20 protein-coding genes and 1 pseudogene are annotated in these 21,844 nt (G+C 53.9%); 12 read left to right on the top strand and 9 right to left on the bottom strand.

The genetic code is table 11. From position 1 onward, the window contains the following. The first annotated feature begins 82 nt into the window (after positions 1-82). The 6 genes from thiD (at position 83) to HY788_21985 (ending at position 7,041) form a co-directional block, all read left to right on the top strand. Positions 83-1,417 (top strand): bifunctional hydroxymethylpyrimidine kinase/phosphomethylpyrimidine kinase, encoded by a 1,335-nt coding sequence (gene thiD / locus HY788_22010; protein ID MBI4776819.1) that lies wholly within the window; start codon positions 83-85, stop codon positions 1,415-1,417. A gap of 276 nt (positions 1,418-1,693) precedes the next feature. Beyond that, positions 1,694-1,984 carry a nucleotidyltransferase family protein gene (locus HY788_22005; protein MBI4776818.1) on the top strand — a complete coding sequence of 97 codons (291 nt, stop codon included), beginning with the start codon at positions 1,694-1,696 and terminating at the stop codon, positions 1,982-1,984. A gap of 1,045 nt (positions 1,985-3,029) precedes the next feature. Beyond that, positions 3,030-3,581, top strand: a complete 552-nt coding sequence (locus HY788_22000) for a transposase (GenBank protein ID MBI4776817.1) — start codon at positions 3,030-3,032, stop codon at positions 3,579-3,581. Between the two features lie 393 nt (positions 3,582-3,974). Then, positions 3,975-5,060, top strand: coding sequence for a DUF262 domain-containing protein (locus HY788_21995; protein ID MBI4776816.1), 1,086 nt, complete (start codon positions 3,975-3,977; stop codon positions 5,058-5,060). Beyond that, positions 5,061-5,567, top strand: a complete 507-nt coding sequence (locus HY788_21990; protein ID MBI4776815.1) for a hypothetical protein — start codon at positions 5,061-5,063, stop codon at positions 5,565-5,567. 445 nt (positions 5,568-6,012) lie between these two features. After that, positions 6,013-7,041 (top strand): DUF3800 domain-containing protein, encoded by a 1,029-nt coding sequence (locus HY788_21985; protein ID MBI4776814.1) that lies wholly within the window; start codon positions 6,013-6,015, stop codon positions 7,039-7,041. Between the two features lie 183 nt (positions 7,042-7,224). On the opposite strand, the gene HY788_21980 is transcribed toward HY788_21985, so the two are convergent. Next, positions 7,225-9,144, bottom strand: coding sequence for a hypothetical protein (locus tag HY788_21980; protein MBI4776813.1), 1,920 nt, complete (start codon positions 9,142-9,144; stop codon positions 7,225-7,227). A gap of 530 nt (positions 9,145-9,674) precedes the next feature. After that, positions 9,675-10,223 (bottom strand): SUMF1/EgtB/PvdO family nonheme iron enzyme, encoded by a 549-nt coding sequence (locus HY788_21975; GenBank protein MBI4776812.1) that lies wholly within the window; start codon positions 10,221-10,223, stop codon positions 9,675-9,677. A gap of 168 nt (positions 10,224-10,391) precedes the next feature. Here HY788_21975 and HY788_21970 point away from each other — a divergent pair, with 168 nt between their 5' ends. Continuing rightward, complete coding sequence (locus HY788_21970; GenBank protein MBI4776811.1) at positions 10,392-10,748, top strand: hypothetical protein; 357 nt, start codon at positions 10,392-10,394, stop codon at positions 10,746-10,748. Between the two features lie 337 nt (positions 10,749-11,085). Continuing rightward, positions 11,086-11,514, top strand: coding sequence for an arsenate reductase ArsC (locus HY788_21965; protein ID MBI4776810.1), 429 nt, complete (start codon positions 11,086-11,088; stop codon positions 11,512-11,514). A 167-nt stretch (positions 11,515-11,681) separates the two neighbouring features. Here the strand turns inward: HY788_21965 and HY788_21960 are convergent. The 6 genes and pseudogenes from HY788_21960 to HY788_21935 form a co-directional block, all read right to left on the bottom strand. Next, positions 11,682-12,647 (bottom strand): annotated as a pseudogene (locus HY788_21960) (acyl-CoA dehydrogenase family protein). An 83-nt stretch (positions 12,648-12,730) separates the two neighbouring features. Beyond that, positions 12,731-13,282: a helix-turn-helix transcriptional regulator gene (locus HY788_21955; GenBank protein MBI4776809.1), complete on the bottom strand. Its 552-nt coding sequence runs from the start codon at positions 13,280-13,282 to the stop codon at positions 12,731-12,733. A gap of 55 nt (positions 13,283-13,337) precedes the next feature. Continuing rightward, positions 13,338-14,297, bottom strand: a complete 960-nt coding sequence (gene meaB, locus HY788_21950; GenBank protein ID MBI4776808.1) for a methylmalonyl Co-A mutase-associated GTPase MeaB — start codon at positions 14,295-14,297, stop codon at positions 13,338-13,340. Continuing rightward, positions 14,298-14,684 (bottom strand): hypothetical protein, encoded by a 387-nt coding sequence (locus tag HY788_21945; GenBank protein ID MBI4776807.1) that lies wholly within the window; start codon positions 14,682-14,684, stop codon positions 14,298-14,300. Positions 14,685-15,007: 323 nt separating this feature from the next. Continuing rightward, complete coding sequence (locus tag HY788_21940) at positions 15,008-16,156, bottom strand: acyl-CoA dehydrogenase family protein (protein MBI4776806.1); 1,149 nt, start codon at positions 16,154-16,156, stop codon at positions 15,008-15,010. Positions 16,157-16,170: 14 nt separating this feature from the next. After that, positions 16,171-16,956 carry an enoyl-CoA hydratase/isomerase family protein gene (locus HY788_21935; protein ID MBI4776805.1) on the bottom strand — a complete coding sequence of 262 codons (786 nt, stop codon included), beginning with the start codon at positions 16,954-16,956 and terminating at the stop codon, positions 16,171-16,173. Positions 16,957-17,471: 515 nt separating this feature from the next. On the opposite strand from HY788_21935, the gene HY788_21930 reads away from it, so the two are divergent. The 4 genes from HY788_21930 to HY788_21915 all read left to right on the top strand — a co-directional run bounded on the left by HY788_21930 (position 17,472) and on the right by HY788_21915 (position 20,637). Then, positions 17,472-18,104: a TetR/AcrR family transcriptional regulator gene (locus HY788_21930; GenBank protein MBI4776804.1), complete on the top strand. Its 633-nt coding sequence runs from the start codon at positions 17,472-17,474 to the stop codon at positions 18,102-18,104. A 73-nt stretch (positions 18,105-18,177) separates the two neighbouring features. Next, on the top strand, positions 18,178-18,504 hold the full coding sequence (locus HY788_21925) for a hypothetical protein (protein ID MBI4776803.1): 327 nt from the start codon (positions 18,178-18,180) through the stop codon (positions 18,502-18,504). A 123-nt stretch (positions 18,505-18,627) separates the two neighbouring features. Further along, positions 18,628-19,740 (top strand): 4Fe-4S binding protein, encoded by a 1,113-nt coding sequence (locus HY788_21920; GenBank protein ID MBI4776802.1) that lies wholly within the window; start codon positions 18,628-18,630, stop codon positions 19,738-19,740. A 99-nt stretch (positions 19,741-19,839) separates the two neighbouring features. After that, positions 19,840-20,637, top strand: coding sequence for an enoyl-CoA hydratase/isomerase (locus tag HY788_21915; GenBank protein ID MBI4776801.1), 798 nt, complete (start codon positions 19,840-19,842; stop codon positions 20,635-20,637). Between the two features lie 10 nt (positions 20,638-20,647). Here HY788_21915 and cas6 read toward each other — a convergent pair whose 3' ends face one another. Beyond that, on the bottom strand, positions 20,648-21,451 hold the full coding sequence (gene cas6 / locus HY788_21910) for a CRISPR system precrRNA processing endoribonuclease RAMP protein Cas6 (protein ID MBI4776800.1): 804 nt from the start codon (positions 21,449-21,451) through the stop codon (positions 20,648-20,650). Positions 21,452-21,844: the final 393 nt, after the last annotated feature.

Genomic DNA, 21,844 nt, shown 5'->3' with positions numbered 1-21,844 from the left:
CAGGGGGTCCGGGAGAACATGGTTCCCCCGGCTTCCCTTGGAGTATTTCTACAACCAGACATCACAGATGAGGCCACCCACCATGATTCCTAAAATATTGACCATTGCAGGCTCCGATTCCGGAGGCGGCGCGGGCATTCAGGCGGACCTGAAAACCATCACCGTACTCGGCGGTTATGGCATGAGCGTTCTGACCGCCCTCACCGCGCAAAACACCGTGGGCGTGACGGGCATACACGAAGTTCCTCCGGACTTCATCGCCGCTCAGATCGACGCCGTTGCCGAGGACATCGGCGTGGACGCCGTCAAAACGGGCATGTTGCTGACTTCGCATATTGTGGAGCTGGTGGCCCGAAAGATCCGAGAGCACGGTATGCCCAATCTCGTGGTGGATCCCGTGATGGTGGCCAAGAGCGGAGACCCGCTGCTCGTGGTCGAAGCCCGGAACGCGTTGAAAAAGCATCTGGTTCCCCTGAGCCGGGTGATCACGCCCAACATACCCGAGGCGGAAATCCTCAGCGGCATGACCATATCCACGATGGCTCACGTGAAGGAGGCGGCCCGCATCATCCACGGTGAGGGAGCCGAAAACGTGGTCATCAAGGGAGGGCACCGCCTCGATCGTCCCGTGGACACGCTTTTCGACGGATCGGACTTTTTTCTCTTCGAAGGGGAACACTACGACACGCCGAATACCCACGGCACGGGATGCACGTTTTCAGCGGTCATCGCCACGGGTCTGGGCACAGGTCTTTCCGTCGAGGAGGCGGTGGCCTGGGCCAAGGAATACATTCAACTGGCCATCCGCTATTCCCTGGATATCGGCGAAGGGCACGGACCCACCAACCATCTGGCCCCCGTGCTCCTCGAGTGGGACAAATCCGAGGCGATCGAGGAGCTGGAAGACGCCTTCGAACGCTTCGAGGAAATGGACGCCGGTTACTTGATCCCCGAAGTCCAGTCCAGCCTGGTGTATGCGCTGCCGCACGCTCGAAGCGCCGACGACGTGGCCGCGTTTCCCGGCCGCATCGTCCGGTTGTATGACGGCGCGGCCGTGCTGGCTCCGCCGGAATTCGGCGTATCCGAGTACATGGCCAAGGTTCTGCTCCGGATCATGAAAGGATTTCCCGAACAACGGTCGGCCATGAACCTGCGGTTCCTACCCCGGGTCATCGACCGGGCCGAAGAGTTGGGGTTTTCCGTGGAAGAGATCGAGGTTTCTCTCGAAGAAGGCGGTTGCTCGGGCGCTCCCCTGATTCGCCTGCTGGAAAGAATGGACCGGCCTCCGGACCTGATCTATCACCGGGGCGCCCACGGCATCGAACCCCAGATCATCCTCATGGCGGAAACTCCGGGACAGGTGATGGATCTCATCGAGGAGCTGGACGTTCGGGACAGCGAGGATCGTGCGTGGTGAGAGGCCGGATCGCCCCAATTGGGGCACGGCGCGCCGCGCCCTTACAACCACAATGTGCAGCCGATACATTGGGTTACGCTGACGGGGCTCGCTAACCCGACCTACGGTCTTGATATTGAAGCAGAGGTGGATACCCGCGTAGGGGCGTATTGCAATACGCCCCTACCCGCCCTGCGTGGGCGGCGCGCAATCTTGGTTGTTCGCGTTGCGAAGCAATAATAGATCCAGCCTCGCCGGGGGAACCGTCTGTCCGTTACAAACGCGGAGGACATTCTTATGGACGCGCATGAATTGTTGAAAAAACATCGCCGAGAAATCCTGCAGGCTGCTGCCAGACACGGGGCGCAGAACGTGCGCGTTTTCGGGTCCGTTGCACGAGGAGAAGCCGACTCTCTAAGCGACATCGACTTTCTGGTGGAATTGGAGCCGGGGCGCACCCTCATGGACCATGCCGCCCTGCAACTTGACCTTCAGGAGATTTTGAACTGTAAAGTGGATGTCGTAAGCGATCGTGGCATTAAACCCAGAATTAGGGAAAGGGTGCTGCGCGAGGCTGTGGCCCTATGAGAGACCCCAGAGAAAGAGTCCACGATATGCTGGAAGCCATCAGGCAGATTGAACGCTACTCTGCGAAATCAAAAGACGAAAAGATCGATGAACTACGTTCGGAATACGACCTTCGAGAGCTGTTGAAGGGTGTTTCCAGGGCAAATATGCAGACCGTTACCACGAAAGCGCCAACTTGGTGCTCCCGGAGCACGACGTCGCCGAAGCGTTTCCCACAAACAAGGCCGTAACTGAAGCGCTTCGTTTAGTAATCCGACCAACGAAATTCTCTAGAGTGGGGAAAAGACCTGGGAGCGAGTCGTAGTTCAGAGGGCAATCATAATGGGAAGCACGTGAATTCGGGGAATATCCACACTGATTTCCGGCCACGCTCCCACATCGGCTCCATCGCCTTTCCCCAAACCGGGGGTACTGCTCAATAATAGAGCAAACCGCTCGCGCCGGCCGCCCAATTTCTGGGCAATATTCTGCCCTTAGCCCTGCCCGGAAGTAAAGCTTGTCTCGACGATGCTTGAACATGTACAAAATCAGAAACTTGGCAAGTAGGTTATACTTTGGGACTGAGCTGGGGCTATACCATATGTAGTATCTGACATCTGCGGCACATCGTCAACAGTGCAACACCCGGATTCGATTGTCAGAACGAGCGAACTGCTCAATTATTGAGCACTGGGTATCCTAAGATTGCTCAATTTCTGCGCAATGTCGAGCCGCCCATCTCGGCCATGATTTCGCGATTTCCGATAAAATTAACCTGTTATTGCATTTGGCACGTAAGCTGCATAAACTCTGTAGTAAAAAATGCGCAACCTTCCGCTCCGGTCCAACAGCCGTATTTCTTTGGATCTCGAGCGAAAGAGGAGCGTACCCCGCTGTTGGCCGACGTCTCCAACGCTGGTGAAAAAGATGCCTTTACAGAAGTCAAGGACGGATAGGGCCTCCTGTTCAGGGAACAACAGCATGAATAACGGGCCGTTTTGTAGGGACGGTTCGCCCTTCGACGGGGTTCAGGATCTACGACGAACCGCCCTTGTTACAGAAATCGATGCGACATAACCGCCGATCCATCCGGTTGTCCGGATACGATTATTCTCGGGCTGGGTTGTATTTTGTGACCATTTGCGCCTGGAACCGGGAATGTCTGTTCGGACATGTGGTGAACGGACAAATGGTTTTAGATGATTCAGGTCGGACTGTTATGAGCCAGTGGTTAAATACACCGGTATTGCGACCTAATGCGGCGTTGGATGAATTCATTGTCATGCCGAATCGGGTGCATGGTATCGTGGTCATTTTGAAACGTGGTAGGGGCGTATTGCAATACGCCCCTACGGGACCTCGGTCGCCCTCGCAAACCATTGGCGCGGTCCTACGCGGATTTAAATCCGCCACCACCAAACAGATCAACGAATCACGAAATACCCCCGGCGGCAGAGTATGGCAGCGCAATTATTACGAACACATCATCCGCAATGATGACGAACTGAACCGCATCCGAGAATACATCGTCGATAACCCTGCGCAATGGGAAACGGATCGGGAAAATCCAAATGTTGTCGTAAAGGCTGATTTTAAACCTGCCCCGCAACTGGCCTGACGATGGAACATAATTCCCAACACGCATTCGTCCGGGATGTCCTGACGACATCCGGTAAATCGCCGCAAGCCGTCAAGGCTCGGGCACTCTTATGCTATCGGACGCATCGAAAGCTTGGGATGACCGCCACTGAGATTCCGGGAGGCTCAAGATCACTCAACCGCCGGCGAGTCGCTTGTCGAGACGGGCTGAACAAATTGAAAAAGGATATCGATTTAGTTTGATTGGAAAATAAAGGTATAAAAGCATGGACGTCCCCATTATTTCCACAACAAGAACGTCTGGCGATATGCTGTGCAATTCTCAAATGTGCTTCCTTGCCGCTTCTAAAGTGAACATGACTGGTTTCATTAATAAAGATATAACGATTCCAAAAATAAAAAGGATTCATTAATGGGACATGAATTTTTAGAGGAAGACATCGACATAGAGGAAGAAGCGGAAGAAGATGATATATCAATAACTTATGATATTGCCACATATCCATCTGACTTTACTCTTTCAGGTATTGCGACAATGTGGTTAGACAAGGATATCACAATACCGGACTTTCAACGAGAGTTTGTTTGGTCCATTCGTCAATCATCACTGTTGATAGATTCTTTTTTAACTGGCCTGCCCGTACCACCCGTTTTCTTTTACATAGACGATGAAAACAGAAATTTGGTCATTGATGGACAACAGCGCATATTGAGTGTTGTATTCTTCTTTGAAGGTTATTTCGGTAAAGAAAGCACGCAAGGAAGGCGCCTTGTCTTTCGACTGACTGGACTTGGAGAGAAAAGTCCATATCATAACAAAAGGTACGAGGATTTAGAAGAATCAGATCAAAGGAAGCTAAGGCAAGCCGTTTTGCGGGCCGTGAACATTCGCCAGTTGAGCCCTGCAGGTGAGGGCACAAGTGCGTATTATATTTTTGAAAGGCTAAATACGGGTGGAACCCCCCTCCGACCTCAAGAGATTCGAAACGTGGTGTTCCGGGGAGAATTCAATCAATTACTAAAGGAAGCCAACAAAAACTCGAACTGGCGCACAATCATAGGGAAGTCATATTTGGACAAACATCAAAAGGATGTAGAACTTTTGCTGAGAGTGTTTTCTTTGGTGGGTACAGCCAAGGATTATGACAAACCGATGAAGGAATTCTTAAACTTTACAATGAGAAAACATCGTAATGGAAGATCAAAAAAAGTAGTGGCATTTTTCGACGTTTTTCCCAAGATGACTAAGATCGTAGCAGATGTGCTTGGTTCAAAACCATTTCATTTAAGAGGCCCATTAAATGTATCTGCTCTTGACGCTGTATTAAGTGTTTTGATTGAAAATCATGACAAAATCGACTCACAAACATTGAAAGACCGATATGCTGAGTTAAAAGAAGATGAATTATTCAATGATGTTACTGGCTATAACACGACAGACACAAAAACCGTTGAGGACAGAATAAGAGTTGTTAGAAAATACCTTCTGGATAACTAAATGTCATACGTTAAACACTTTAAACATGCAGATGATATAGTTAATCATCTAAATGCTGTTATTCCTACGCTAACAGATCCATTGTTACAAGCCAAGTATGTGGGTTTCGTTGCAGTGGCAGCAGTTACTGTATACGAACTGGCAATTAAGAGTGTATTTATTGAGTTCGGAACCAAAAAACATAGGGTGTTCGGTACTTTTACTGAATCCTATTTTGATCGTATAAATGGAAAAATACGACTTCCAACGATCAAAGATGACTATATTAAGAGATTTGGAGAACGTTATAAAAAGCGGTTCGAAAAGAAGTTAGAGAGAATTTCTGAAGACTACTTGCGGAAAAACAAACGTGATATAAAGAGTTCTTATGGGAATCTGATTACTTGGCGTAACGACTTTGCACATGAGGGCAGACTCAGAACGACCGCTACCTACTCAGAGGCCGTCCAGTCTTACGAAGACGGTAAAGAAATAATACGCTGCCTGGCAGAGACTATGAGAAGTTGATACGAGGTAAAATGGAGCCGTTGCTTCATTGTTGACAAACAAGCGACAAACGGACAAACCGGCATCAGAGACGCTGGGCAGGTCAAAATCGCATTATTGCGCTCGGCGCTGCATCACATCGCTACCCGAGAAATCCAAGGGCGAGCGATTTTCGAAGATGATAAGGACCGGGAGGGGAGCTGGTCGGTTCCACAAGGCATCCGAAGGTCGCACCTGCTCGTGCCCTGGTGTTATAGCTATTCCGGATACATCGATCCCTGGACGAGAATTGGCGCGACGACTGAATGCAGGCCGCTCGGCTATCTGCCGCCCAGTGAAGAGGGCGGAGGAGGATGACGAGTTGATCGCAGCCGAACGAGCCGTTCGGGAACTGCTTCAGACCGAAATAAGTCAACAATGAAACAACGTTCCCATATATGCCTTTCACGGCGCTCACGGAGCTTTTATGCTCACATATGTTGATGAGGCAGGAGTTTTTGTAGTCCCTTCCAACAAAGACTGGGCGGTCTCTTGTGTGGGAGCACTTACAATCCTCGAGCAGGACGAGGATGAAATATTCGGAAAATTTGAGACAATAAAAGAGGGATGGGGTGGCGACTCGAGCGTTGAATACAAAGGACGTCACTTGAATGAATTCCAAGTTCGTGAAGTGATTGATATGCTGAGTGAATTTTCGGTCATTCTTAATGTTACCGCCATCGATATGGCGACACAGACAGATTCCGCGATCACACGACATAGAATGAATCAAGCGAAAGAAATTGTGAGACGGGTGACAGACGAGCTCCACCCAAATCTGGTGAAAGAGCTACACGAACTCAAGAAAGAATTTGAAGAGTTGTCAAACCAACTATATGTACAGTCCGTTTGTAGCCTAGAGTTGCTTTACAATGTGGTTCAAACGGCAACGATTTATTATGCACAGCGTTCCCCTCAGTCTCTGTCCGATTTTCACTGGCTCGTTGATGCCAAGCACCATGAGATAACGCCGTATGAGAACTTGTGGACGAAGATTATTATGCCAGCTCTGCAGTCCAAATCTCTAAGAGAAACTTTCATTCAAGTAATTGGGGCAGATTACAGTTTCTTCTCGAAGTACTGCTCTGAATCCTCCCAACCTCCTGCTCATTTGAATGAAGCAGTTCGTAGTTCGGGAACTTTTAAGTATGTTAGGATTAATGACATATACAGAAAGAATCTTTCGTTTGAACAGTCCCATGAGAGTTTCGGTGTTCAATTGGCCGACATCTTAACAACAACTATTCGCAGGGCAATGATCGGCAATCTTGGAATAGACGGCTGGATAAAGATTGGCAAGCTGATGGTTGAACCTTTGAGACGCCCATCCGCGATTCAGCTGATTGACATTTCTTCAGAATCTGCTCCGAGCTATGAGGAAGAGAATCCACCGTACTGGCATGTTCTCCCTACACTGGATGCACTCAGAAAGCCGTTGCTGGTCGATATTCAATGAGTCGCTGCGCCCAAACACGTCAACGCAGACCATGCTCAACATCTTGTGCCCACCCATCCTGCCCCAAAAGTCACACATCCTGCTGAAGAGGGTCATAAATAGCAGCTTCAAATTGTCACCAATAGCAAAACGATTATGAAAGAAATGGGAGGAGATTTTCGCTCCCCCCATTTTCAAGTGGTCTTAGTTGTGGATGGCGATTTCAGATGGAAAACTGATTGGGAAATTGGGACCGTCGTCACTGTGACATCGCTTGCAGGCGAATTCGCCGGTGATCCAGGGATAGGCGAACGCGCCGTCCGGCGTGAACTGGTCCGTGGTCGTGAGATCGATTTTTAGAATGTGTGTTCGGATGTCCCCGAGGTCAGGAGCATCCGTCCCGTTCTGGAACGTCTCGATCGCGCTTTTGACCAGGTACGGCATATGGCAATCCACGCATTCAAGGGCGGTCATGCCTCCGCTTGTGATGGTCTTATCCGAGTGACAAGCCGTACAATCCAAGGCGACGCCGGGATCGTCTCCGCTGGTCTCCTGGTAAAGAGTGGTGGCATGCGGTTCATGACAACCGATACACGTCAGTTTGGCCGATTTAAATCCGGGACCGCGCGTGGAACCGGCTGCGGCGTTGTTCGGGTTGATTCCGACCAGCTCGTCATACTGCTCGTGATGGCTGATCAGGCCTCCCCCGGCCTGTATCCGTCCGCCTGGAGAATCGGTTAAGCCCGCGGCATTCTCGTAGGGGCTCTTATACGCAGGATAATCCTTTTCCCCGTCCCGCGTGTGGCATTCGCTGCAGGCGACGGGTTTGCCGTAGCCCATGTCAACCGCAAAGTCGTCGGTGGTTCGAGGTTGCGCGACCCTGGTGATCTGACTCTTGTCCCCGTTGGTCGTGACATGCTTCGATCCGGCGCCGTGACAGGATTCACACTGAATACCGGTGAATTCGAAGGCGCCGTCCATGCCTGGGAGACCGTCCTGGCGGTTTGGGTTGCTCACCTGGTCGTAATGTCGCCATCCGGTGGTGTGGCAGTTACCACAATTGAACGTCAAGTCCACGGAACCGTTTTCATACGAGGAGTAACTTGCATCCCCGAAGTTGTATTGCACCGCATCTCCGGTGACCCTGTACCCGTCCGCGTCGAGGAACCGAACCTTCCATCCGAATCCACCGATGACATAACTGACGTCCGCGTAACTCTCCGGTTTTCCCAGTGAGTTGTCCGTGGCGGGCGTACCGTCCAGATCGTCCGATATGCCTTCCAAGACGCCTGTGATGTCGGTGAAAGGAAACGTGGGTTGCGTCGCGTCGGCGACCTTACTGATTTTGTAAGGATGACCGGTATGCAGGAAGGAGGCGTGCTTTGCGGAATGACACTGGCTGCACGTCGCGCTTCCGACATAGGTGGACGGAGGCGTAGGAAAGAACGCCTTCATCACGTTGAAGCTGAACGAGTTCGCCTGGGGACCCAGCGCACCCGCCGACACAGGGGACACATTGACGGTCCCCGTAGTCGAGCTCGCGAATTCGGTCGACATCTGCTCGGCGCCGTCGCCCAGATTGACGGAGGAAAACGTGTTCCCGGAAATCGTGGACTGAAAGGCCTCAAACGCCTTGGCGTCGAACGTGTACACAATAATCGTCGAGTTTGTCACATAATCCTGCACATACATGCTGAACGTGTTGCCGGCGTCCTTCCAGATGCCTGAGCGGTCCGTCACTCTGGCTTCAAAGGCCCTCTTGATATTGATGTTGGTAGTACTTGGGGGGACTGCCGTATGATCGGTGATCGAGGCCGCGCCTATTGTCTGCGACGTGAAGGTAACGTGAAGACTCAAGGCGTTGCCGGGATCCAGGGAAGGGGCGTCAAAAACGCTGTTGGAAATATTGGACAGAAAGGAGTAGTACGTGTTCGCGTCACGCGTATAGACGACCACGGTGGACTGGCCCTGCTCGTAGTGTTGGATGTAGAAATTGTGTGAAGGAGTGGGGCTGTCGTCCTGCCAGATCCCTTTGTAGTCCGCCCCTTGGGCCAGGGCCGCGACTCCGGTGATACACAAAACCACGAAGAACATTCGGGTTATTTTCCGTCTTACTCTTCCCATGGTTTCTCCTTTAAGGCTGATGCGTTGGCTAGCGATTTCGATATACCTGCGAAACGGCTTGAACGGCCGTTTTGAAGCTTTGCCGGGTTGTTTCGAACTTGCCCGTCAGGACTGAAAGGGGATAGCAGGACGGTGTGCATTCGCGGGAATTCTCAAAGGACGCATCGGAAAGAAAACGAGCGCCTCCGGATCTCTCTTGCGGATATTTCAATGCCGGTCATCTTTAACGTCGGCCCCGTCCGTTCTTTGAGTGTTTCCGGTAAAGGTATGACCAGATTCCGGTTGGATACTATAAGGTTCAAATAACTGTGTCAACATAATTTTGGTTATACCACAAAATGTTAATACGATGACCCCGGAACAACACCTTGAGATGGCCGGATGAACGGAAGCCTCCAAGGTGTCAACCGCTCCGGCACTCTCTTTGAAGGACATCCCTCAAAGCCTGTCCCGGCCCTAAGGCTCCTTCACCAATCAACAGGATCCCTGTGGACCCTCGCTCACCGGAATCGCAAAACGAGTTTCGTTCCTCAGGCCATCCTGCTCGAGCACGGCCGAGCATCTCCTGCACCCAGTGTGTAGATGCCGGTGAGGGAAGCAAGACGGCCCAATCCGCTTTTCCATGGCGTCAAATAACGAGCCATCCTATTGGACGGATCTCGCCAGACGGAATCCCACGGCATTAAAGCGGGTTTCGGGCAGGTCGAAGCCCCGGCCGGCCGAGCGGGAAAAGCGGGAGCGGTGATCGAAGGCGCCGCGCGCAGGACCGCGTCCGTGCCGGACAAGGGTCCCACGGGGTCCTCGACCGCCCCCCGCGGGTACTCTCCGTAACGGTCCTGACACCATTCCCATACGTTGCCGATCATGTCGTATAAACCCCACGCATTGGGCGCTTTTCCTTTGACCGCATGAGTGCCGCAGCTCGGGCACGCCACCTGTTTCTCATCCCAATCCAAGCAGTCGTACCCGCCCGAATAGCTCTTGCAACTGTTGCCGCCGTACCACGCAATCCCATCATCGACTCCGGCTTTGTCCAAGGCGCCGGATCGAGATCGATCGAAACCAATTGTTTGCTGCAGGAAGAGGAGTTAGAATACATATGTTAGTATCGTCTCATCCAAGACAAGATCGGTATCCAGGCTGTTCCTCTGACGGCCGCGCTTGGGAAAGGAGCCATTGTGATCGCAAAGGACGATGCACTCCAGAGGGTGGTGCTCGAGGTTCAAGGCATGACCTGAATGGGTTGAGTGCCCAAGGTCACACGGGCTCTGGAAGAGCTCCCCGGAGTGGAGGAAGTGGTGGTCCGGTTTCCGGGCCGCCGGGCCGAAGTCCTGTATCATCCGGATGAAATCAGTTTGCAGCGGATGTGCAGCCATATGGCTGAATCGGGTTACAAGGCCGAACCAACCGCGGATTCCGAGCATCCGCAGCGCATACTTGAGCCCGGACACGGGGATGTGGTCTGTTACTGTTTCGGGTACACACGTTCGGACATCGAGGAAGACTTCCGGCGGCACGCCCGATCTACGATCGCCGAGCGCATCGCATCGAGCAAAAAACAGGGCATGTGCCAATGCAAGGAAAAAAATCCCCGGGCACGCTGATGCCTGCCCGATGTCCACCGGGTCGTGGACAGGATGAGAAAACAGGTCGGGGATGAGCTTTCATAGTACCTTCCGGTCTCCGGACGCTTCGGGTTCGTTGCGATGCCATTCATGAGCGCGGGCTTGAATGCTTGCCACCTTCCCTCTCAATCTTCACTAAATCTTAACGGAACGGTCAAGCTTCCGCCACAACCTCAATTCAAACTCCGTGCGTTATGGGATGGAATTTCCACACGGGCGATTCTCGAATCGCCCCTACGTCAAACTCCGTGCGTTATGGGATGGAATTACTTCCAGCTGCACGCGACTTCAGCACCCCGTTTCGAGGGAAATGCTCATGGACAAGATACGAGTGCTCTTCATCTGCACGCATAATTCAGGCCGAAGCCAGATGGCGGAAGCCTTTATGAACGCTCTGGCCGGAGACCGCTTTCACGCGGAAAGCGCCGGGCTGGAGCCTAAACCCATTCAGCCGTTGGTCATCCAGGCCATGAAGGAAGTAGGCATCGACATCAGCCGTAGCCAAAGTAAGAGCGCATTCCGGTTCTTCAAAGAAGGCCGGACCTACAGTTACGTCATTACCGTGTGCGAAAACGAAGTGGAAGACAAGTGTCCCACGTTTCCGGGAATCCAGAGGAGAATCTTCAGCGGGTTCGACGATCCCTCCAAATTCGAAGGTACGGACGAGGAAAAATTGGAAAAAATCCGTAGGGTAAGGGATCAGATCAAAGCCCGCGTGGAAGAGTGGATCGGGAATCTGCGATAAAAACCGTCCCCGATCACATGAAGCAACCATAAGGCGCTACCCCTTAAGTCATAACCGTGCCAGTAACCTCCCCGGCCGGGACGCTACGTCCAACGCAAAAGAAGACAAAGGAATCGATAGGGGCCGGAACTGCGCATTGATTTGGGCCGCCCCTCCCCCGCAAACGCTTATCGGAACAGATGGTTGGCGATGACCACGCGCTGAATTTCGGAGGTGCCTTCGTATATGGTGAACACCCTCGCGTCACGGTAGAATCGTTCCACCGGGAAGTCCTGGATGTAGCCGTAGCCGCCATGCACCTGAACCGCTTTGTACACTACGCGGTTGACCATTTCCGAAGCGAACAGTTTGGCCATGGAGGCTTCGATCGAGAACCGGACGCCCTGATCTTTCAGAGAGGCGGCGTTTAGGGCCATGAGCCGCGCCGCTTCGATCTCGACGGCCATGTCCGCCATCATCCAGCGCAGTCCCTGGAATTCGGCGATGGGGTGTCCAAACTGCTCCCGCTCCTTGGCGTACTGGACCGACGCGTCCAGGGCGGCCTGCGCCACTCCGACGGATTGGCAGGCGATACCGATGCGGCCGCAGTCCAGTGTGGTCATGGCAATGATGAAGCCCTCTCCTTCCCGGCCCAGCAGGTTTTTTCCGGGAACCCGGCAGTCCTCGAAGATCAGCTCCGCGGTATCCGACGCCCGCAAGCCCATTTTTTCCTCGATCTTCCCTACCCGAAAGCCCGGAGCGCCCTTGTCCACGATCAGTGCGCTGATGCCTCTATGTTTCCGGCTTTTGTCCGTTACGACCGTGACAATGGTGATCCCGGAGTTGAGGCCCGTGGTGATGAACTGCTTGGATCCGTTGAGAATCCAGTCGTCGCCGTCCCTGGTGGCGGACGTTTTCTGGCTGGATGGATCCGAGCCGGCCCCCGCCTCGGTCAGGGCAAAAGACCCTATGATGTCTCCGGAGGTGAGCCTGGTGAGATAGTTCTGCTTGATTTCGTCGGAACCGTATCGAAGGGTGGCTTCGCACACGATGGAATTGTGGACGCTCATGATGACGGCCGTGGATGCGCACGCATAGGCGATCTCGGTGAGGGCCAGGGCGTAGCTCACCGTGTCCACTCCCGCGCCGCCGTAACTGGATCATCCGCTGTTCTTCCGTGAGCGTCAAAGCCATAACTCCTCCGTGCTGTGTTCGGGCTTTCGGGACAGGGATCGGTTCACGGTGTATACAGAACGACTAGAAGTTCGCATTCCTTGTCTCCGGGATTTCGCAACTTATGGACAACGGACGAATTGAAATGCAGGCTTGCGCCTTCGCTCATGTGGTTCAGGTTTTCGCCCACGGAAACTTCCACTTCCCCTTTGAGCACGTAAATGAACTCCTCCCCCTCGTGCTGGTACGAAACGCCTTTGTGATGGGATCCGGCGTCGATCATCACGCGAAAGGCTTTGAGGTGCTTGTCCGCCGAATCCAAGGTCAGCATGCTGTAGGAGTAGTCTTCCGTTCGTTTTCGGACCTCTTCTCTGCGCTTGATCTCGGCGGCGGCCTCCTCTTCCTCATCTCTGAGCAGATAGCCGCTTTCCACGCCCAACGCCCGGGATATCCTGAGCAGTGCGGCCACAGGAGGAATCCGTTGCTCGTTTTCAATTTCAAGCAGGAAGCCGGCGGCGAGTCCCGTCTCGTTGGCCAAGGTTTCGAGGGACAATCCTTTTTCTTCCCGGAGCCGTTTCAATCGAGCGCCCAGTGGTCGGTATTTCTTTTTAGCCATGGAAGGGTTCTCCTCATTGCCGGTATCGTTTCGAGAGGCCGTTTTCCGCTCAAGCCTATCGATCCATGAGCTGCTGAACGAGCCTGTCGCATACCGTGTAGGGATCCGATGTGCGTGCGACCAGTTCGTCCACCATCCGGTCCAGTTCGCCCGATTTCTCGATGTCTCCAAGAAGCCGTTCGAGGATGGCCAGCTTCACCTGGTCCAGGAGTTCCGTCCGGAATTTCGAACGAAGGCGCCGGTTCAGCTTTTTCCGGTCGTTGTCATACAGGTAGCGTCTGTGGTTTTCGATCTCGGTCATGAGCCGGTCTATTCCCGTATTGGTCACGGCCTCGGTCTTGATGACGGGAGGCCTCCATCCTTCATCTCTAAGGTGGCGGCCCTCCATCTCGAGCATCATGTTCAGTTCCTGCAAGGTGCGGTCCGCGCCCTGGCGCTCGCATTTGTTGATCACGAACAGGTCGCCCACCTCGAGAATGCCCGCCTTGATGGCCTGGATGTCGTCCCCCATGCCCGGAACTACGGTAATGATGGTGGTATGAGCGGTGGCCACCACTTCGATTTCGTCCTGGCCGACTCCCACGGTTTCCACCAGCACGACGTCCTTACCCATGGCGTCCAACACATCGATCGCGCTTCGTGTGGATTGGCTCAACCCTCCGAAATGACCGCGTGTAGCCATGCTCCGAATGAACACACCTTCGTCCGTGCAGTGACGCTGCATGCGGATCCGGTCGCCAAGGATGGCCCCTCCGGTAAACGGGCTGGTGGGATCCACGGCCAACACGCCCACCGTTTTACCTAGCTTTCGCAACTGATCCACCATGCGGTCCACGAGCGTGCTCTTTCCCACGCCCGGAGCGCCTGTGACACCGATTACATAGGCCCTGCCGGTGCTCGGATAAAGGGCCTTGAGCAGATCCCGGGCCTCGGGTTGGCGGTCGTCAATAGCTCTAATGATTCGGGCCGCGGCCCTTACGTCGCCGTCGAGCAGACGGCGTACCAGATCGTTCATCTACCTCTCCGATCTTGCTTCCTTCTTGATCCATTCAATCAGGGCGTCCGGGACCCGGTCCGGCGGAAAAACGGCGCGCAGGCCGGCGGGCGGACCCGACTGCTTGAACGAACCCACGCCCAGCAGGGGGATATCCGGGACATTCCCACAGCTCTGAAAGGTCTTTAAACCCGAAAGCGCCTGGGCGCGCTCGTCCGACACGTCCGAAAGGACCAGGACCACCGCGTCCGCGTCCTCCTGGATGGCCGCGCAGCACAGGGCGACGACGTCCGAGGTTGCGCCCATGTAAATGACTTCGATCCCGGAATCCCGGAGCGCGCCGGCCACTTGGTGACCTTGGTCGCCCTGTTCACTGCACTCTGCAACTATAATTCTGTAACGCGCCAAAACGGTTGTAGTCCCTTTACTGTTGAATGTCCGCGGCGAACGTTTTGGCAAACAATCCGGCTCACGAGTCCCCAAACAGCCGGTTGAAAAAGCCGGGTTCTCACAGGCCGTTGAAAAACGATGAGATGCAAGGCGCGCAAATCCCGAGGAATGAGACGTACATAGAGTACGTCGCAGTGACGAGGGATGAAGCGCAACGCCGCAGATCGCGTTTTTCAACGGCCTGTTAACGATTGGGGTCCCGACTAGAGGGACCCCTCGAACCAATCGTGCAGGCCCTGTCCCCTTCCGGAAGACCCGGAAGCGGACAGCGCAACGCCGGTCTATTTGCTTTTAAGCAGGGTGTTGGCGATGACCAGCCTCATGATTTCGTTGGTGCCTTCATAGATCTGGCAGATCTTGGCGTCCCGCATATGCCGTTCCATCGCGTATTCCTGACAATATCCGTATCCGCCTAAAATCTGAACGCCTTCCACGGCGGCGTTCATTGCGGCATCCGAAGCGAACATCTTTGCCATGGCCGCGGCCCTCTCGAACGGCTTATGCTGGTCCTCGAGATTGGCCGCTTTGAGGGTCAGAAGTTCCGCGGCATCGATCTGGGTGACCATGTCCGCCAGTTTCCATTGGATCGCCTGGAAGCTCGATATGGGCTTGCCGAACTGTTCGCGGGTTTTGGCATATTCAACGGCTTCCTCGAGAACGGCTCGACCGATGCCGATGGCCTGAGCGGCTATGCCCACGCGCCCCCCGTCAAGGGTGGTAAGCATCTGTTTGAAGCCGCCTCCCGCTGAGCCGAGCAAAGCGTCTTTGGGAACGAACGCATTGTCAAAAATCATTTCCGCGGTGCCGGACGCTTTGATGCCCATTTTCTCCTCGACCCTGCCCACGGAAAACCCTTTGATCTCCTTCAGGTTTACCACAAAGCTGCTGATGCCCCGGTATCCCTTGCCTTTGTCCGTAACAGCGGCCAGCACGCAGTAGGAAGCCACGTTGCCGCTGGTAATGAACCGCTTTGTCCCGTTGATGACCCAGCCGTCGGACACCTCTTCGGCATTGGTCCGCATGCTGGCCGGATCCGATCCCGCGTTGGCCTCGGTGAGGCCGTAACAACCGATCTTCTCACCGGAAGCCACGGGATACAGGTATTTTTCCTTCTGCTCGTGACTGCCGTACGCCATAACCGGAAAACAGTAGAGCGAATTGTTCACGCTCATGATCACGCCCGTCGATGCGCAGGCCTTCGAAATCTCGATGAGGGCCACAACATAGCTGACATTGTCCATGCCGCCGCCGCCGTATTGCTCTGGAACGGCAATACCCATGAACTTGAGCTCTCCCAATTTACTGCAGATTTCTCCAGGGTGTTTATGGGTCCGGTCCAGCTCGGCGGCAACCGGGCGTATTTCGGTCTCGGCGAACCGACGCGCCATCTCCTGAACCATCTTCTGTTCTTCAGTGAGTTCGAAATCCATGGGATCTCCGTATGTTACAATGTACCTTTGAACACGGCGGGACGCTTTTCAAGAAAGGCACTCATGCCTTCCTTCTGGTCCTCGCTCGAAAAACAAGTGGCAAAGGATTCCACTTCGTACGCCATCGCGTTTCTGACGTCCATGTCAAAGCCACGATCGATGGAATGTTTGATCGCCCGGAGAGCCACGCGGCCCTTGGAAGCCATCAGTTTTGCCGTCTTTATGACTTCGGTCATGAGGCCGTCCGCGGGAAAGACTTTGTTGATGAGACCGATGGCCTTGGCTTCATCCGCCTTGATGACGGCGCCGGTAAGGCACAACTCTTTGGCCATGGGTTTTCCCACAAGACGCGTCAGACGCTGGGTGCCCCCCCAACCGGGTATGACTCCGAGATTGATCTCGGGCTGACCGAATTTGGATCGGTCCGACGCATAGATGAAATCGCAGCTCATGGCGATCTCGAGGCCTCCACCCAGGGCAAAGCCGTTTACGGCCGCTATCGTAGGAGTGTGGAGGAATTGAAGTTTGAACAGGACGTCCTGGCCCGCGGCGGCGAAACGCTTGGCCTCGACGGGGGTCAATGAAACCATGGACTTGATGTCCGCGCCGGCTACGAAGGCTTTGCCTCCGGCGCCGGTGAGCACGAGGGCCTTAATTTCAGGATCCGCTGCGACCGCGTCCAAAGCCTGGTCCAGTTCGCTGACCACTTGCTGATTGATGGCGTTCAACACGTCCGGGCGATTGAACGTAATTATGGCAATATTTTCGTCTTTCTCGAACAACAGGGTCTCGTAGCTCATCTAGGGGTACCTCCGGATGACTGGTTGATATCAGTGTGAATACATGAAAGACGGCTCCGCATATAGGGCGGTTTACACGCCTGCATCGTGACCATATTTTGGTACCGATGTCAAATGTTTTGACCATGGGCGGAAAGGTTCGAGGATCGAAAACGGATTTGAGCGGCGCCTTGTCGTACCCGGGGCGTTTATGACAGCGGAGGGGCTACGAAACGGGTTTGAATTGTGAACACATTTGGTCCGAACCGCCGGAACATTCGACCGATTTCCCTCTCTCCAATGCCGGAAAAAGCATGGTTCTCCACCTTCGCTTTTTTACTTGATCGGAACAGACAAACAACGTATGTTGTCTACTCGCGGGCGGTTCAAACGTCCGGCGAGGCTGCCCTGGAAAACCGGTAAGGAATAGACTCCTTTTTTATGGTCGATGAACTAAGCAGAGCACTCATTCCTTCGGACGATCTGAACATGCCGCATGATCGGTCGATCGAGGCGGTAGCGCAGGGAGACTGGTATTGGCCCCCAGAGAAATAGTATCTGCGATTGAAAACCAAGAACTCCTGAAGAAAAGGCATGAGCAGATTGTCGGTGCGGCCAGTAAGCTTTTTGCGGAAAAAGGCTTCCACAGGACGACTATGAGGGAGATCTCCAAGGCATGCAAAATAGAACTTTCTCAGTTGTATCAATATATCTCTTCGAAGGACGACATCTTATATTTATATTACATGAGGATTTATGAGCTAATTGGAGAATATATCCGATCATTGCTATATTTTGATGAGGAAGATCCCGTTGGGCAGCTCAAAGGTTATGTACGATCCATGCTGGAATGCGTAGAAGACCACGAACGTGAGTTCCTTACCATGTATACGGAAAGCCGGCATTTGGAGCACGAATCCCTCATTGATGTGTTAAGCTTGGAACACAATAGTGTCACGTACTTAGAGGCATTTATCCGCAAAGGAAAAGAGAAGGGCATTTTCAAAATCAACGACTGCACAATGACTGCAAATTTCATAACACATCTACTAATGACTAAGCCGTTGAGGGGGTGGAATTTCAGAAAAGAACGTAGTTTCGGCCAATTCGCCGAATCACTCATAGAATTTATTCTTGACGCTTTAGGAGTCGAGAAGGATAGAAGGTGACTTTTCATCCGGGCAGCGCCATGCTGTCGAACATCGGTGTTATACAGGTAAACCACGGTTTTTCCGGATTGACATGCTTGAAACCGGACAGACGCGCATGTGCGGAACAATAGCTTCAACAACTGGGCCGGTGGAAAATGTCCTCTACTCCCATCCGAAGGTATTGGAAGCAGCTGTTGTTGGGGTGCCTGACAAGGTTTACGGCGAACAAGTGAAGGCCGCGTTGGTGCTGAAGCCCGAAGAAGTTGCCACGGAGAAAGAAATCCGAGAGTTTTGTTCAAGGGAACTGGCGGATTACAAGGTCCCCAAATACGTACAGTTTGTGGATGGACTTCCACGAAACCCCGGGGGAAAGGTTGTAAAATCGCGTTTGCGGGAAGCTTCCCAAAGGGCCGTCTAGCGATAGGGCCTTTCGGAAGCACCCGGAGACCTTTGCTCCGTGCGGCTTTCCAAAGTACTGACTTTGCTTGAATCCACAGCCGGACGGCCGGTCAAGCCCATTGTTTTCTTACAGGAGTGGGAAATGGGAGAAAATGTGTTTCGACGATTACAGGAACAGCTTGATCAGTACTCGATCGGTTTTCCCGCCTCGGAATCCGGCATCGAAATCGAGTTGCTGAAAGAGATGTTCACCGAAGAGGAGGCCGCCATGTTCACTGCACTGACGGCTGAACTCGAGACACCCGAATCGGTGGCGGGCAGGCTGTGCCGGCCGATTGAAGAGGTAGCGGATCGGCTCGAGGATATGGCCGGGAAAGGGCTCTTGTTCCGCACACGGCAGGGGACTTCAACAGCCTACAGCGCCATACCGTTCATCCACGGTCTGCTTGAATTCCAGATCGACCGCTCGGACAAGGACGTAAAAAAAATAGTCAAAATTGCGGGACGATATATCAATGAGAAGTTGAAGCATAACATGGCGGAAGGATCGGATCTTTTCCTGCGAACCGTTCCTGTTCACCGTTCCATAGCCGCCATGTCTCATGTGGCCCCTTATGAGGACGCCCGCGAAATACTCCGAAACGAAGAAACCATCGTCCTTACGGATTGCGCTTGCAGAAAGCAGAAATCCTATTTTGGAAAGGATTGTGGGAAGCCGCTGGAGGTCTGTTTCATGTTCGGGCCCATGGGGGAATACTATGTAGAAAACGGCCTCGGACGAAAGATCGATTTGAAGGAGGCCCTGGATGTCCTGGAGAAGGCCCATGATGCGGGCCTGATCACTCAACCGGCTGCGGCGATGAAGCCGTTCACCATGTGCAACTGCTGCGTGGACTGCTGCGGGTTTCTCCGGGCCGCCAGCAAACATCCCAACCCGGCGGACCTGGTTTTCTCCAATCATGTCGTAAGGGTGGACCAGAACCGGTGCACCGGCTGCGAGACATGCCTGGCTCGCTGCGGCATGGGCGCGGTACGGATGAATGCCGACGGCGTGGCGGAGACGGAACCGGCTCGGTGTATCGGGTGTGGACTCTGCGTAAGCACCTGCCCGGAAGGCGCCAGAGAGCTCATACCCAAACCCGGCGGGAAACATCGCACACCCCCGGCGGACACGCCTTCACAGATGAGGGCCATGGCCAAAAAAAGGGGCATTACCCGGACGGACCCCTCGCGAATCGTGTCGTTTGGTTTTTGATGGACGCCGTTCGCTGATAGCAACCGTCCACGGGACTGAAGGTCCATGATATCTTTTCCGAACGACCGGTCCAAACACCCTGAGTCTGGAGCATCTTCTATGAAATATGTCTGCATTAAGCTCGAGTTCGCCGGAAACATCGCCATTCTGACTCTCAACAAGCCGGAAGCTCTGAATGCCGTATCGTTCGAGATGCTCCGGGAACTTGCGGATGGGATGGAACAGATCGAGAGCCGCGCGGACGAGATTCGCTGTCTGCTGTTCACCGGGGCCGGGCGCGGATTCTGCTCCGGAGCGGACATAACCGGCTTTACGGATTACATGACGGCCGGTAATGAGCGTGATATCGGAGAACCGCTTGAAACATGGTATAATCCGTTATTTCTCCGGCTGAGAGATCTCGGGATGCCCATTATAACGGCGGTCAACGGACCCGCGGCGGGAGTGGGCATGAGCCTGGCGCTCATGGGCGATCTTGTCCTCGCAGCCCGCTCCTGTTATTTCCTGCAGGCCTTCAGCCGCGTCGGCCTGATTCCGGACGGAGGCGCCACCTATCTCCTTCCCCGCCTGGTGGGCCGGGCGCGCGCCATGGAACTGTCCATGCTTGCGGAGAAACTGCCGGCCGAGACGGCCCTTCAATGGGGCCTCATCAACCGCGTCTACGATGACGAACAGCTCATGCCCGAAGCCCTTAAAATGGCAAAGAGATTGTCCGAAGGGCCCACCGCGACGTATCGGCTTCTGCGCAAAGCCTATTGGCGGAGTCTGGAAAATACGTACGGGGAACAGCTCGATCTCGAACGCATACTCCAGAAAGATGCGGGACGGACCGAAGACTTCATCGAGGGCTCGTTGGCGTTTCTCGAGCGGAGACCGGCGCGGTTCAAGGGAAGATGAGAGCGAAGCCTCAGACGAATGTGCTCCCGACGGAGAACGCATTTATGGACACCGCACCGGGGCGCCTTTCTCGGAAACGCGGATACGTTTGTCCATACTCCGGCGAAGCGGTTCGGTTCACTTCGAGTTCGTAGCGCCCTAATCCGAAGCTGGCCGCCTTGCCCACATGAAGTTCCTCGCCTACTTCGAGAAGAGACAGATACTCGGGAGGTACTTCGGAGAATGTGACGGCTCCGGTGATTCCTCCCAGGAACACTTTTTCGGTGTGCTTTCGAGAGCACGTAGGCCAGTCTTTCCACCGAACGTCTCGATGAACGGCGCGGACGCCCTTCGCCTGGCTGATGCAGTTTCCGAAGTTGAAACTCCCGGCGTCCAAAGAGCAATGGAATTGGGCCATGGCCGAGACGCGGCGCAGCAGGTTGCGGACGATATGGTGAAATTCAACATTGGACACGAACTTGCCCGTGTATTTGAGTCGGAGCGGAGTCAGAAAGTTGAGTCGGACATCGGACCCTGACCCTTCTCCGGACATTCCCCTCCTGAGCGCATGAAGTCCCTTCCAGCGGCCGGATCCATCGGACCGGACCGCAGCCGGTTCCATTTCGAATCGTCCGACGGGCCGGACTTCTTCTAGAATGCAGCGACCTCTCTCCTGTCCGAGACCGAGCTTGCCCATCAGCTCCAAGGCGTCCGTCACTCGTCGGACATAATATCCGGCCCGGCCGATCAAGACCAGCTCGCCTCCGATGGCCTCTCCCGCATCATAGGTTCCTTTTTCTTCCCGGGGCGCGCGCATCACAAAGGGATGGGGCACGCAAGGGTATGCCCTAGGTGGGTTGAAACCGTTACGGGGATACCGCGTTTCAAATACGTAGTAATAAACGCAATCGTATTTGGACCTGCAATGGGTGCAGGCGAACCGCTCTCCGCGGCAGGAAATTCTTCTCAAAGCATTACCGAAAGCCCCCCGCAGGACCGCTCCCTCAAAACCGAGCAGGCAGACTGCCTCCTTGCATCTGAACCGGTATCGAAGTCGCCGGATTGAGATTTGCTTCCAGAAAGGCACCCGAAGTTTGACACTTGGCGGCCGATAAATCTATCATAACATATTGGAATCTGGATCAAAGTTGGATTTTGTCGTGTCGGATATGTAGTGTATAATTAAACCATTAATATATTGACATAATGTGCTTAATAATGTATTATG

It is taken from the genome of Deltaproteobacteria bacterium, from assembly GCA_016208165.1.
Taxonomy (GTDB): domain Bacteria; phylum Desulfobacterota; class Desulfarculia; order JACQYL01; family JACQYL01; genus JACQYL01.
Note: the sequence above shows the minus strand (reverse complement) of the source record. Positions and strands in the feature narration are given on the sequence as shown.

Coding starts and splice junctions, on each gene's coding strand:
- thiD (MBI4776819.1), top strand. CDS start 83: ATGATTCCTAAAATATTGACCATTGCAGGCTCCGATTCCGGAGGCGGC.
- HY788_22005 (MBI4776818.1), top strand. CDS start 1,694: ATGGACGCGCATGAATTGTTGAAAAAACATCGCCGAGAAATCCTGCAG.
- HY788_22000 (MBI4776817.1), top strand. CDS start 3,030: ATGCGACATAACCGCCGATCCATCCGGTTGTCCGGATACGATTATTCT.
- HY788_21995 (MBI4776816.1), top strand. CDS start 3,975: ATGGGACATGAATTTTTAGAGGAAGACATCGACATAGAGGAAGAAGCG.
- HY788_21990 (MBI4776815.1), top strand. CDS start 5,061: ATGTCATACGTTAAACACTTTAAACATGCAGATGATATAGTTAATCAT.
- HY788_21985 (MBI4776814.1), top strand. CDS start 6,013: ATGCTCACATATGTTGATGAGGCAGGAGTTTTTGTAGTCCCTTCCAAC.
- HY788_21980 (MBI4776813.1), bottom strand. CDS start 9,144: ATGGGAAGAGTAAGACGGAAAATAACCCGAATGTTCTTCGTGGTTTTG.
- HY788_21965 (MBI4776810.1), top strand. CDS start 11,086: ATGGACAAGATACGAGTGCTCTTCATCTGCACGCATAATTCAGGCCGA.
- HY788_21955 (MBI4776809.1), bottom strand. CDS start 13,282: ATGGCTAAAAAGAAATACCGACCACTGGGCGCTCGATTGAAACGGCTC.
- meaB (MBI4776808.1), bottom strand. CDS start 14,297: ATGAACGATCTGGTACGCCGTCTGCTCGACGGCGACGTAAGGGCCGCG.
- HY788_21940 (MBI4776806.1), bottom strand. CDS start 16,156: ATGGATTTCGAACTCACTGAAGAACAGAAGATGGTTCAGGAGATGGCG.
- HY788_21935 (MBI4776805.1), bottom strand. CDS start 16,956: ATGAGCTACGAGACCCTGTTGTTCGAGAAAGACGAAAATATTGCCATA.
- HY788_21925 (MBI4776803.1), top strand. CDS start 18,178: ATGCTTGAAACCGGACAGACGCGCATGTGCGGAACAATAGCTTCAACA.
- HY788_21920 (MBI4776802.1), top strand. CDS start 18,628: ATGGGAGAAAATGTGTTTCGACGATTACAGGAACAGCTTGATCAGTAC.
- HY788_21915 (MBI4776801.1), top strand. CDS start 19,840: ATGAAATATGTCTGCATTAAGCTCGAGTTCGCCGGAAACATCGCCATT.